This window comes from Phenylobacterium sp., assembly GCF_035475775.1.
Taxonomy (GTDB): Bacteria; Pseudomonadota; Alphaproteobacteria; order Caulobacterales; family Caulobacteraceae; genus Phenylobacterium.
The window spans coordinates 22,982-35,141 of sequence record NZ_DATIMC010000140.1; the positions used below are offsets into that span (position 1 = coordinate 22,982).

Genomic DNA, 12,160 nt, shown 5'->3' on the forward strand with positions numbered 1-12,160 from the left:
GGAGCAGGGGCTGCGGCGCCGCGTCAATGGCCGAGGTCGATCTGGCCCAGCGGACAGGTGGCCTGGCCATCGCCCGTCATGCCGAACGCCCGCAGCACGCCGGTGGTGACCGGCGTCACGGCCTTCCAGCCGGTGGTGGACGAGGTGACAGCCTTCTGCGATGCGCTGACGTCGGGGCGCGGCGTCCCCGTCTCGCCGCCGCCGACGATCTGGCCATCCTTGTCCACCAGGATCACCCGGGCGACCGCCTGCTTCGCGGCCTTGTCCCAGCCCCAGCCCTCGATCAGCACGCCAGGCGTCGCGCCGACGTAGCGGAAGTCCACGAGATCGGTGTTGCCGACGCAGTCGCCGCCGGTCGCAGGCAGGGCGGTCTTCAGCTGCTTGCCGAGCAGGGCGCCGGCCCAGCCGGGCTCGGCCGGCAGCGCGGCGGTGGAGGTCTTGGCCGGGGGCGGGCTCCAGGCCGGTTGGCCGGCCTTCGGCGCCTGGGCCGTCGCGATGGGCGGCCGGCCTTCGCTGGAGGCGGGCGCGCGAACCTTAGGCTTGCCGCAGCCGGCGAGCGCGATCAGCGCCGCCGTTCCGATCGCGATCGCCGCCCAGGACCTCGTCCGTCGCATGATGCGCCCCTTCTCCGAACCGTCTGGATAGCGCCGCCCGGCTGACTCGGGCAACGGTCCGAAAGGCGAAGGCCCGCCGGGGATCTGCCGGCGGGCCCTCATGGTGGAGCTAAGCGGAGTCGAACCGCTGACCTCTTGAATGCCATTCAAGCGCTCTACCAACTGAGCTATAGCCCCGAGGTCTTCGGGCCCTGCGGCCGTGGCCGCCGGGAGGCGCGGAACCTATTCAAACCGGGGGGCGCGATCAAGACCGCCACCGGGCGATTTTTGTCGCGGTTGCGGGGGCGCCGGCGCGCGCCCTATTCGTCGTCCTGGCCGGGGAGGCCCTCGATCTCGGAGTCGTCGAACTCGTCCTCGTCCTCCTCGAGGAAGGGCACGTCGGCGTCGTCCTCGACGTCCTCGTCCTCGGTGAACTCGCCCAGGTCCTCCGAGACCGGGCTCACCACGGGCTCGACGCCGTCCTCCTCCTCGTCATCGCTGACCAGCGGCGGTTCGTTCACCACCTCGTCCAGCTCGGGGGCGGCGACATCCTCTTCTTCTTCCTCGGCCTCGGCGGGCTCCACGACCTGGTCTTCGCGCTCTTCCTCGACCTCGGCCTCCGGCGTGACCACCCGGGCCCGCACCCGGCGGTTGCGGATCGCCTCGTCCGGATCGAATTCCGTGGCGCATTTCGGGCAATGCGCCGGCCGCTTGTTGAGGTCGTAGAACTTCGCCTGGCAGTGCGGGCAGATCTGTTTGGCGCCCAGTTCGGGATTGGCCAATGTTGGAACGCCTCTGAACGTCTCGGGGGTCGCGGAAAGCCGGCTCCCTTGCCATGGAGGGAGGCGACTGTCAAAAGCATTCCCCCTCATGAATTTCCAAGGCCCCAGGAGGCTCGTTTTCCACCGATGACGGCGGGGCGACTGACCGCCCGGCGGGCAGGTCCGCTGAGGGGCCGCGTGCGGGCGCCGGGCGACAAATCCATCTCGCACCGGGCCTTGATCCTGGGCGCGCTGGCGCACGGCGAGACGGAGATCGAAGGTCTCCTCGAAGGCGACGACGTGCTGCGCACGGCGGCCGCCATGCGGGCCTTCGGCGCCGAGGTGACGCGGCTCGGCGAAGGGCGCTGGCGCGTGGTCGGGGCCGGCGGCCTCGCCGAACCCGCCGATGTGCTCGACTGCGGCAACTCCGGGACCGGCGCGCGGCTGATCCTCGGGGCCGCCGCAGGATTCGACCTGACCGCGACCTTCACCGGCGACGAGAGCCTCCGCGGCCGGCCCATGCGCCGGGTGCTGAAGCCGCTCGGCGAGATGGGCGCGCGCTGGGCGGCGCGCAGCGGCGACCGGCTGCCGCTGACGCTGCAGGGCGGCGGCCTGGCGCGCATCAGCTACCGCCTGCCCGAGCCCTCCGCGCAGGTGAAGTCGGCGGTGCTCTTGGCCGGCCTGCGGGCCCAGGGCGGGGCCGAGGTCATCGAGCCGGAGCCGACCCGCGACCACACCGAGCGGATGCTGCGGGCCTTCGGGGCGCGGGTCGAGGTCGCGGAGCAGCCGGACGGCCGGCGGATCTCGCTCGGCGCAGGCCAGGCGCTGAAGGGAACCCGGGTGAAGGTTCCCGGCGATCCCTCCTCGGCAGCCTTTCCGCTGGTGGCGGCGCTGATCACGCCGGGCTCGGAGGTGACGGTCGAAGGCGTGCTGCTCAACGCTTTGCGCACGGGGCTGCTCGACACCCTGCGCGAGATGGGCGCCGACCTCGCGGTCGCGAACCTGCGCGACGAGGGCGGCGAGCCCGTGGGCGACGTCACCGCGCGCCATTCGCAGCTGCGCGGCGTCGTCGTGCCGCCCGGGCGCGCGCCCTCGATGATCGACGAATACCCGATCCTCGGCGTCGCGGCGGCGTTCGCGCAGGGCGCGACGGTGATGCGCGGCCTGGCCGAGCTCAGGGTCAAGGAGAGCGACCGCATCGCGCTGATGGCGCAGGGGCTCTCGGCCTGCGGCGTCGGGGTCGAAGAGGAGGCGGAGGGGCTCACCGTCGTGGGCTCCTTGCGCGGCAACCATGGCGTGGCGGGCGGCGGTCTGGTGGCGACGCACGGCGATCACCGCATCGCCATGTCCCATCTGGTGCTGGGCCTGGCCAGCGAGTCTCCGGTGGCGGTGGACCAGGCCGGCATGATCGCCACCAGCTTCCCCGGATTCGCCGACCTGATGCGGGCGCTGGGCGGGGAGATCGAGCCCGCCGCCGCGCACAACCCATGAGAGGCTACCGGGCCAATCTCCCCTCCCCCTGCGAAGCGAAGGGGGAGAGGGCGTGACCGGTGCGTTCGTCATCGCGGTGGACGGTCCGGCGGCCTCGGGCAAGGGGACCATCGCCCAGCGGCTGGGCGCGGCCTATGGCCTGCCGGTGCTCGATACCGGCCTGCTCTACCGGGCGGCGGGCGTCCTCACCAAGCGGGCCGGCGAGTCGCTCGACAACCCCGACGCGTGCGCGGCGGCCGCGGCGACGATCACCTTCGACCAGCTTTCCGACCCGGCGCTGCGCACCCGCGAGGCCGGCGAGCTCGCCAGCCGCGTGGCGGTGCACCCCCGCGTCCGCGACGCGCTGCTCGCCTTCCAGCAGACCTTCGCCGGGCAGGAGGGCGGCTCGGTGCTGGACGGCCGCGACATCGGCACGGTGATCTGCCCCGACGCCCCGGCCAAGCTCTACGTCACCGCCCGCCCCGAGATCCGCGCCGAGCGGCGCTGGAAGCAGCTGGCGGCCACGGGCGAGGCCGCCAGCCTGGCCGAGGTGCTCGCCGACATCCGCCGCCGAGACGCCCGCGACGGCGGCCGCCGCGCCGCGCCCATGCGTCCGGCGCGGGACGCGACCTTGCTCGACACCTCCGAAATGACTATAGAGCAGGCCGCCGATGCGGCCCGCCGCATCGTCGAGGCGGCGCGCGCCCGCTGGGAAGCCAGCTGAGCAAATCCAACCGCGCCTCACCTTTGAAAGACGGCTGCGGGCAGATCACACACCTTGAACCCGGCGGGACTCCGACTGCGGCTGCAGCGGGGCCGATCGCCATTTGAAAGAAGAACGAAGCATGGCTGACGACCTGAGCCTCAATCCCTCGCGCGACGACTTCGCCGCGCTGCTCGACGAATCCCTCGGCGGGCGCGATCTCATGGAAGGCCAGGTGGTCCATGGCAAGGTCGTGGCCATCGAGAAGGACTTCGCCATCATCGACGTGGGCCTCAAGACCGAGGGCCGCGTGCCCCTGAAGGAGTTCGGCGGGGAGGACGGCAAGGCCGTCCTGAAGCCGGGCGACACGGTCGAAGTGTTCCTGGAGCGGGTGGAGAACGCGTTGGGCGAGGCGGTGATCAGCCGCGAGAAGGCCCGCCGCGAGGAAGCCTGGACGCGCCTCGAGGCGGTCTATGAAAAGAACGAGCCGGTGATGGGCGTGATCGTCGGGCGCGTGAAGGGCGGCTTCACCGTCGACCTCGGCGGCGCCTCGGCCTTCCTGCCCGGCAGCCAGGTGGACATCCGCCCGGTGCGCGACGTGGGCCCGCTGATGGGCCGCGAGCAGCCGTTCGCCATCCTCAAGATGGACCGCCCGCGCGGCAACATCGTGGTCTCCCGCCGGGCGATCCTGGAGGAGGCCCGCGCCGAACAGCGCACCGAGCTGGTCAGCCAGCTGCAGGAAGGCGAAGTGCGCGAGGGCGTGGTCAAGAACATCACCGACTACGGCGCGTTCGTGGACCTCGGCGGCATCGACGGCCTGCTGCACGTCACCGACATGAGCTGGAAGCGCGTCTCGCACCCCAGCCAGGTCCTCGCCGTGGGCGATACGGTCAAGGTGCAGATCGTCAAGATCAACCCCGAGACCCAGCGCATCTCGCTGGGCATGAAGCAGCTGCAGTCCGACCCGTGGGACGGCGTCGAGGCCAAGTATCCGGTGGGCGCCAAGTTCAAGGGCCGCATCACCAACATCACCGACTACGGCGCCTTCGTGGAGCTGGAGCCCGGGGTGGAGGGCCTGGTCCACGTTTCCGAGATGAGCTGGACCAAGAAGAACGTGCACCCGGGCAAGATCGTCTCCACCTCTCAGGAGGTCGAAGTCGTGGTGCTCGACGTCGACGCGTCCAAGCGGCGCATCTCGCTGGGCCTGAAGCAGGCCATGCAGAATCCGTGGGACTCCTTCCTGGAGGCCCATCCGATCGGCTCGACCGTCGAAGGCGAGGTCAAGAACGCCACCGAGTTCGGCCTGTTCATCGGCCTCGACAACGACATCGACGGCATGGTGCACCTCTCCGACCTCGACTGGACAGCGCCCGGCGAGGAGGCCATCGCGCGCTACCAGAAGGGCGAGATGGTCAAGGCCAAGGTGCTGGATGTCGATGTCGAGAAGGAACGCATCTCGCTCGGCATCAAGCAGCTGGCGGGCGATCCCATGCAGGGCGACAGCTACCGCAAGGGCCAGACCGTCACCTGCACGGTCACCGAGATCACCTCGGGCGGGATCGAGGTGAAGTTCGGCGAGGACGAGGCGCCGATGACCGCCTTCATCCGCAAGTCGGACCTCAGCCGCGATCGCGCCGACCAGCGGCCGGAGCGTTTCGCGGTCGGCGACCGCGTCGACGCCATGATCAGCAATGTCGACAAGGCGGCCCGCCGCGTGTCGCTGTCGGTCAAGGCGCTCGAGATGGCCGAGGAGAAGGTGGCCATCGAGCAGTTCGGCTCCTCGGACTCCGGCGCCTCGCTGGGCGATATCCTCGGCGCGGCCCTGCGCGAGAAGGCGCAGAAGGAGTAACGGACCTCTCCCCTCCCCAGCCCTGGGGAGGGGAGACCTCTGCCCGGAGAATTGCGGGCGCCCGGGCCATCTGCCTGTGTGGGTTGTGGCGTGTCGAAATCGCACGAGCTGCGCCGTACCCCGCGTCATTCCGGATTCTGCCTTGAATACAAAGGCCGGTTCGCCCATGGTCGCGCCGTTCGAGGGGCCCGCATGATCAAGTCCGAACTGATCGCCAAACTCGCCGAGGAAAATCCCCACCTCACCCAGCGCGACATCGAGCGCGTGGTGAGCGTGGTGCTGGAGCGCATGATCCAGGCGCTCGAGCAGGGCGGGCGGGTCGAGCTGCGCGGCTTCGGGGCGCTCTCGGTGCGCTCGCGCGAGGCCCGCGCCGGGCGCAATCCCCGCACCGGCGAGCCGGTGGCGGTGCGCGCCAAGCACGTGCCCTTCTTCAAGAGCGGCAAGGAGCTGCGCGAGCGGCTCAACGCCACGGACGAGTAGACGCTTGGCCGTCAAGCTGCCCGACCCCTTGAGGGCCGCGGAGAAACGGGTCCCGATTCTCGGCGAATTCCGCGAGTTCATCGCCCGCGGCAACGTCATCGACCTGGCGGTGGGCGTGATCCTCGGGGCCGCCTTCGGCGACATCGTCAAGTCGCTGGTGGACGAGGTGGTGATGCCGCCCATCGGCCTTCTGACCTCCGGCATCGACTTCGCCCAGCTGAAGTGGGTGCTGAAGCCCGATAACCCGGCGACGAAGGTGAACGAGGAGGTGGCGGTGCACTACGGCGCCTTCCTCAACACCATGATCAAGTTCGTGATCGTGGCCTGGGTGGTGTTCCTGCTGGTCAAGCTCGTCAACACCATCCGCCGGCGCGAGGCGGCCAAGCCGGAGTCCGAAAAAGCTGCGCCCAGCCCACAGGAGGCGCTGCTCATGGAGATCCGCGATCTCCTGAAAGCCGAGACCGAGAGCCGCGCCTCGACGCGGCATTGATAGGTCCCTCCCTTGATGGGGAGGGACAGGCCGCGAAGCGGCCAGGGTGGGGGATCCAGGGTTCAATCTCCCACTTCGCAGCCTGATCCACGCTTCCCCACCCCGACCGCCCTTCGGCGGTCTGCCCCTCCCCAGGAGGGGAGGACCTACGCGACCTTCAGGCCTTCCCAGTTCATCATCGCGGTGAGCGTGGCGTTCTCGTCGGCCGACAGTGACCCCCGGAAGCGCGGGAAGATCTCATCCTCCTCCTCGCGGACGTGGGCCTCGAGCTTCGTCCAGAAGTCGCGCGCCCGACCGATCCAGCGGGGGTCCTTCGAGGAGATACGCCGCAGGTCGTAGACGCAGGTCTTGGCCTCCAGGTGCTCCTCGGCGAGGTGCTTCGACTGGTCGGCATAGTCGTGCTCGGAGAGCGCCGGATAGATGACGTTCTCCTCCTCGATCGCGTGCTTGTTGAGCGCGTAGGCGATCTTGGTGAGCAGCGCCTCACGCTTCAGCATGTCGCCTTCGTCGGTCTTGAACAGCTGGTCGAACAGCTTCTCCACCATGCGGTGCTCGGCGATCAGGGCGTCCATCCAGTCGCCGGCGGCGAGGCTCGGCCCCTGCATTGCGAGCTTCTTGGCCTGGGGAATGGCGAGGCCTGCGACGAGGCCGATGGCCGCGCCGGCGGCGATGCGGCCGAGGCCGTTTCCGGTCTGGGAGTGGGGCATGGAGGGATCTCCTGGGATTCGCACGGGAGAACCGGCGGCCGGCCGTGGCTGTTCCGGCGCTGCGCCCTTGCGGCGGCGGCGCGGAACGCCCTAATCGGCGCCATGGCGGTGCTGGCCAAGATCTGCGGGGTGACCACGCCCGAAGCCGTGCGCGCCGCGCTCGACGGCGGGGCGACCTATCTGGGCTTCAACTTCTTCGCAACGAGCCCGCGCCATGTGGGTCTCGAGGCCGCCCAGCGGATGGCGGAGCCGGTGCGGGGCCGCGCAAAGGTCGTCGCCGTGACCGTCGATCCCAGCGACGCCGAGGTGGACCGCATCGCCGAGGGGCTGCGGCCGGACCTGATCCAGCTGCACGGCTCGGAGAGCCCCGCCCGGGTCCGCGAGATCGCCGCGCGCTCGAACACTGCAGCCATAAAGGTCCTGCCGGTCTCCGACGCCGCCGATCTCGAGGCCGCCGCCGACTACGAGCTCGTCGCGCAGCACCTGATGTTCGACACCAAGCCTGCGAAGGACGCGAGCCTGCCGGGCGGCGCCGGGCGGCCGTTCGACTGGACCCTGCTCGTGGGACGGAGATTCCGCCGGGCCTGGTTCCTGGCCGGGGGGCTCAATCCCTGGAACCTCGCCGAAGCCGTGCAGCGGACGGGCGCGCCGATGGTGGACGTTTCCTCTGGCGTGGAGCGCGGTCCCGGACTAAAGGACCCCGCCTTGATCACGGCGTTCCTGGACGCCGCCCGCAAGGCTTGACGCCGCAAGCGATCCCGTGAACCTCCCCGCCCGCCCCAACGATTACACGGCCTATCCGGACGCCGAGGGCCGCTTCGGCGACTACGGCGGCCGCTTCGTGCCCGAGACGCTGATGCCGCTGGTGCACGAGCTGGACGCGGCCTACCGCGCGGCCAAATCCGACCCGGCGTTCCAGGCCGAGCTGGGCGGCTATCTCAAGCACTATGTGGGCCGGCCTTCGCCGCTCTACTTCGCCGAGCGGCTGAGCGCCCAGATCGGCGGCGCGCGGATCTACTTCAAGCGCGAGGAGCTGAACCACACCGGCGCGCACAAGATCAACAACTGCATGGGCCAGATCCTGCTCGCCATGCGGATGGGCAAGACCCGCATCATCGCCGAGACCGGCGCCGGCCAGCACGGCGTGGCGACCGCCACGGTCTGCGCCCGCTTCGGCCTGCCGTGCATCGTCTACATGGGCGAGGTGGACGTCGAGCGGCAGAAGCCCAACGTCTTCCGGATGAACCTGCTGGGCGCCGAGGTGCGGCCGGTCAGCTCCGGCTCGGCGACCCTGAAGGACGCCATGAACGAGGCGCTCCGCGACTGGGTGACCAACGTCCACGACACCTACTACCTGATCGGCTCGGCGGCGGGGCCGCACCCCTATCCGGAGATGGTCCGCGACTTCCAGTGCGTGATCGGCCGCGAGGCGCGCGCGCAGATCCTGGAGGCCGAGGGCCGCCTGCCCGATGCGGTGGCGGCCTGCGTCGGCGGCGGCTCCAACGCCATCGGCCTGTTCCATCCGTTCCTCAACGACGAGACGGTGAAGCTGTTCGGCGTCGAGGCGGCGGGCGAGGGGCTGGACGCGCGCCACGCCGCGGCGATCAACGGCGGCCGGCCAGGCGTGCTGCACGGCAACAGGACCTACCTGCTGCAGGACGCCGAGGGCCAGATCACCGAGGCGCACTCGATCTCCGCCGGGCTCGACTATCCCGGCATCGGGCCCGAACACGCCTGGCTGCACGACGTCGGCCGCGCGACCTACCTCACCGCCACGGATGCGGAGACGCTGGAGGCCTTCCGGCTCTGCGCCGAGCTCGAGGGCATCATCCCGGCGCTGGAGAGCGCGCACGCGCTGGCCCGACTGCCGGAGATCTGCCGCGAAGTGGGTCCCGACGGCATCGTGGTGCTGAACCTCTCCGGGCGCGGCGACAAGGACGTGGCCACGGTGGCTGCAGCGCTGGGGCGGCGGATTTGAGATCGCGGATCGAGTCGCGCTTTGCGGAGCTGAAGCGGGAAGGCCGGGCCGGGTTCGTGCCCTACGTGATGGCGGGCGACCCGGACGCCGCGACGGCGCTCGCCATCCTGCAGGGCCTGCCGGGCGCAGGCGCCGACCTGATCGAGCTGGGCTTCCCGTTCTCCGATCCCATGGCCGAGGGGCCGCCGATCCAGCGGGCGGCGCAGCGGGCGCTGGCGGCCGGGATGACGCTCACCGGCGTGCTGCGGCTGGCCCAGGCGTTCCGCGCCGGCGACGAGGGCACGCCCCTGATCCTGATGGGCTACATGAACCTGATCCTGCATCGCGGGATCGCAGCCTTCGCGCGCGATGCGGCCGCATCCGGCGTCGACGGCGTGATCGTGGTCGACTGCCCGCCGGAGGAGGCGGCCGAGCTCGCCGCCGCGCTGGATGCGGCCGACGTGTCGCTGATCCGGCTCGCGACGCCGACCAGCGACGCGGCGCGGCTGAAGGTGGTGGTGAAGGGCACCTCCGGGTTCGTCTACTACGTCTCGGTGGCGGGGGTGACCGGGGTGAAGGAAGCCGACGCTGCGGCGGTCGCGCCGATGGTCGAGCGGGTGCGCCGGGCGTCGGGCCTGCCGGTGGCGGTGGGCTTCGGCATCAGGACCCCGGAACGCGCCGCGGCGATCGCGCGCGTCGCCGATGCGGTCGTGGTCGGCTCCGCGCTCGTTGACGAAGCGGCGGAAGCGCTGGAGATGAACGAAGACGTGACTGGGCGGGTTCTTCTCAAGGCCGAATCATTGGCTAACGCTGTCCGCTCCGCACGCACCGGCCAGACGATGGCTAAGACCCATGGCGATGGCTGACCAGAAAAACGACAAATCCGCACGTCCCGCCGCCGCCCCGCGTGAGCGTTCGGGCTGGCTCTCCAGGATCGCGCCGGGCATCCGCAAGGCCTTCGCCAAGCGCGAGACGCCGGAGAATCTCTGGGTCAAGTGTCCCGACACCGGGGAGATGATCTACCGGCCCGACCTCGAAGCCGCGCTGTGGGTGACGCCCTCGGGCTACCACATGCGGATCGGAGCGGCCCAGCGCCTGCGCTACACTCTCGACGAGGGCCGGTTCGAACGCATCCCCTCGCCGGCTTCGCGCGACGACCCGCTGCATTTCGTCGGCGACAAGGCCTACATCGACCAGCTGAGGGCGGCCCGCAAGGCGACCGGCGAGCCGGACGCCATGACCGTCGCCTTTGGGACCATCCGCGGACAGCCGGCCGTGGTCGCGGTGCAGGACTTCGGCTTCATGGGCGGCTCGCTGAGCCCCGCGGTGGGCGAGGCCTTCGTGAAGGCGGCCCAGGAGGCCGTGCGGCGCCAGGCGCCGCTGGTGGTGTTCACCGCGACCGGCGGCGCCCGCATGCAGGAAGGCACGCTGTCGCTCATGCAGATGGCGCGCACCACCCTGGCGCTCAACGAGGTGAAGGCCGCGGGCCTGCCCTACATCGTGGTGCTGACCGATCCGACCACGGCCGGCGTGCTCGCCTCCTACGCCATGCTGGGCGACATCCACCTGGCCGAGCCGAACGCCCTGGTGGGCTTCACCGGCCGGCGGGTGATCGAGCAGACCATCCGCGAGACCCTGCCGCCAGGCTTCCAGCGGGCGGAATTCCTGGTCGAGCGTGGGATGATCGACAGGATCGCCACGCGCGCCGAGCTGCCCGAGGTGCTGGGCTCGATCCTGCAGACCCTTGCGATGGGGCGCGCCCGCCAGCACGCCGCCTGATATAGAGCCGCCGATGTACGATCCGATCCGCGCGTCGGACGCGGTGATCCAGCGGCTGCGCGCCAGCCATCCGAGCCTGATCGACCTCACCACCGGCCGCGTGGAGCGGCTCCTGGCGGCGCTCGGCCATCCGGAGCGGAAGCTGCCGCCGGTCATCCACGTGGCCGGGACCAACGGCAAGGGCTCGACCGTCGCCTATCTGCGCGCCATCGGCGAGGCGGCGGGGCTTCGCGTGCACGCTCTCACCTCGCCGCACCTGGTGCGCTTCGCCGAGCGCATCCGCCTGGCGGGCGAGCTGATCAGCGACGAGGCCCTGGCCGGCCTGATCGATCGGGTGGAGGCGGCCAACGCCGGCCAGCCGATCAGCTTCTTCGAGATCACCACGGTGATCGCGCTGCTGGCTTTCGCCGAGGCCCCGGCGGACCTGTGCATCGTCGAGGTGGGCCTGGGCGGCCGCTTCGACGCCACCAACGTCTTCGAGGCGCCCGCGGTCAGCGTGATCACCCCGGTCGACTACGACCACCTGGAGATGCTGGGGCCGGAGCTCTGGAAGATCGCCTGGGAAAAGGCCGGGATCATCAAGCGGGGCCGCCCCGCCGTGGTCGCGCGCCAGATGGACGAGGCGCTGGAGGTGATCGAGCGGGAGGCCGACGACCGCATGGCGCCGCTGTTCCTGATGGGCCGCGACTTCGACGTCTGGGAGGAGCGCGGGCGGCTGATGGTGCAGATGCCGGACCGGCTGCTCGACCTGCCGGCCCCGGCCCTCTTCGGCGGCCACCAGTTCGAGAACGCGGGCCTGGCGGTGGCCGCTGCGCTCACCCTGGATCATGGGCTCGGCGAGGAGGCGATCGCCGCCGGCGTGGCCTCGGCCTGCTGGCCGGCGCGCTTCCAGCGTCTGACCAAGGGCCCGCTGGCGGAGCTCGCCAGGCTGGGCGGCGCGGACCTGTGGCTCGACGGCGGCCACAATCCGCACGCCGGCCGCGCCCTGGCGGAGGCCGCCTCCCGGCTGGTCGACCGCGATCCCCGGCCGCTGGTCCTGGTGGTCGGGATGTTCGCGCGGAAGGACGCCCAGGGCTTCTTCCGCCCGTTCGCGGAGATGCACCCGAAGGTGTTCGCGACGACCTTCGAGTCGCCGAATGCGGCGCCTGCGGCCGACATCGCCGCAGCCGCGAGAGCCGCCGGGCTGGAGGCGGAGACGGCGGAGAGCATCGAGGCAGGCATCCGCCGCGCCCTGGCGGCCGATGGCCGGCCGCCTCACCTGCTGGTCTGCGGCGGCCTGCACTTCGCCGGCGAGGTGCTGGCCATGACCCCGGAAACCTGGCCGACTTAAAGGCCACCGAACACCCGCTCGTTCCCGCGAAAGCGGGAACC

13 protein-coding genes and 1 tRNA gene are annotated in these 12,160 nt (G+C 70.8%); 10 read left to right on the top strand and 4 right to left on the bottom strand.

Annotated elements, in window-relative coordinates:
* Positions 1-23 precede the first annotated feature (23 nt).
* The 3 genes from VLI41_RS16265 to VLI41_RS16275 form a co-directional block, all read right to left on the bottom strand.
* Positions 24-614: a hypothetical protein gene (locus VLI41_RS16265; protein WP_325269139.1), complete on the bottom strand. Its 591-nt coding sequence runs from the start codon at positions 612-614 to the stop codon at positions 24-26.
* A gap of 101 nt (positions 615-715) precedes the next feature.
* Positions 716-791, bottom strand: a tRNA-Ala gene (locus tag VLI41_RS16270).
* Between the two features lie 122 nt (positions 792-913).
* On the bottom strand, positions 914-1,375 hold the full coding sequence (locus VLI41_RS16275) for a TIGR02300 family protein (protein ID WP_325269140.1): 462 nt from the start codon (positions 1,373-1,375) through the stop codon (positions 914-916).
* 126 nt (positions 1,376-1,501) lie between these two features.
* Between VLI41_RS16275 and aroA the strand changes: the two genes are divergently transcribed.
* From aroA to mscL, 5 genes are all read left to right on the top strand, one after another.
* On the top strand, positions 1,502-2,845 hold the full coding sequence (gene aroA / locus VLI41_RS16280) for a 3-phosphoshikimate 1-carboxyvinyltransferase (RefSeq protein ID WP_325269141.1): 1,344 nt from the start codon (positions 1,502-1,504) through the stop codon (positions 2,843-2,845).
* A gap of 52 nt (positions 2,846-2,897) precedes the next feature.
* Positions 2,898-3,548 carry a (d)CMP kinase gene (gene cmk / locus VLI41_RS16285; RefSeq protein ID WP_325269142.1) on the top strand — a complete coding sequence of 217 codons (651 nt, stop codon included), beginning with the start codon at positions 2,898-2,900 and terminating at the stop codon, positions 3,546-3,548.
* 121 nt (positions 3,549-3,669) lie between these two features.
* Positions 3,670-5,376 (top strand): 30S ribosomal protein S1, encoded by a 1,707-nt coding sequence (gene rpsA, locus VLI41_RS16290; protein ID WP_325269143.1) that lies wholly within the window; start codon positions 3,670-3,672, stop codon positions 5,374-5,376.
* Between the two features lie 192 nt (positions 5,377-5,568).
* Positions 5,569-5,856 (top strand): integration host factor subunit beta, encoded by a 288-nt coding sequence (locus VLI41_RS16295; RefSeq protein ID WP_297691829.1) that lies wholly within the window; start codon positions 5,569-5,571, stop codon positions 5,854-5,856.
* 55 nt (positions 5,857-5,911) lie between these two features.
* Positions 5,912-6,346, top strand: coding sequence for a large-conductance mechanosensitive channel protein MscL (mscL, locus tag VLI41_RS16300; RefSeq protein WP_414692579.1), 435 nt, complete (start codon positions 5,912-5,914; stop codon positions 6,344-6,346).
* Positions 6,347-6,492: 146 nt separating this feature from the next.
* On the opposite strand, the gene VLI41_RS16305 is transcribed toward mscL, so the two are convergent.
* Positions 6,493-7,053 carry a hemerythrin domain-containing protein gene (locus VLI41_RS16305; RefSeq protein ID WP_325269144.1) on the bottom strand — a complete coding sequence of 187 codons (561 nt, stop codon included), beginning with the start codon at positions 7,051-7,053 and terminating at the stop codon, positions 6,493-6,495.
* A 102-nt stretch (positions 7,054-7,155) separates the two neighbouring features.
* Between VLI41_RS16305 and VLI41_RS16310 the strand changes: the two genes are divergently transcribed.
* Genes VLI41_RS16310 through VLI41_RS16330 form a run of 5 tightly spaced genes read left to right on the top strand, consistent with a single transcriptional unit; the run spans position 7,156 to position 12,119 of the window.
* Entirely contained in the window at positions 7,156-7,797 is a 642-nt protein-coding gene (locus tag VLI41_RS16310; RefSeq protein ID WP_325269145.1) for a phosphoribosylanthranilate isomerase, read from the top strand.
* 16 nt (positions 7,798-7,813) lie between these two features.
* Positions 7,814-9,031 (top strand): tryptophan synthase subunit beta, encoded by a 1,218-nt coding sequence (gene trpB, locus VLI41_RS16315; protein ID WP_325269146.1) that lies wholly within the window; start codon positions 7,814-7,816, stop codon positions 9,029-9,031.
* Positions 9,028-9,876 (top strand): tryptophan synthase subunit alpha, encoded by an 849-nt coding sequence (gene trpA, locus VLI41_RS16320; RefSeq protein WP_325269147.1) that lies wholly within the window; start codon positions 9,028-9,030, stop codon positions 9,874-9,876. The genes trpB and trpA overlap by 4 nt, the downstream gene beginning before the upstream one ends.
* A complete protein-coding gene (gene accD, locus VLI41_RS16325) occupies positions 9,863-10,789 on the top strand; it encodes an acetyl-CoA carboxylase, carboxyltransferase subunit beta (protein WP_325269148.1) in 927 nt (308 codons plus the stop codon). Before trpA ends, accD begins: the two co-directional genes overlap by 14 nt.
* Before the next feature lie 13 nt (positions 10,790-10,802).
* Positions 10,803-12,119, top strand: coding sequence for a folylpolyglutamate synthase/dihydrofolate synthase family protein (locus VLI41_RS16330; protein WP_325269149.1), 1,317 nt, complete (start codon positions 10,803-10,805; stop codon positions 12,117-12,119).
* Positions 12,120-12,160 lie beyond the last annotated feature (41 nt).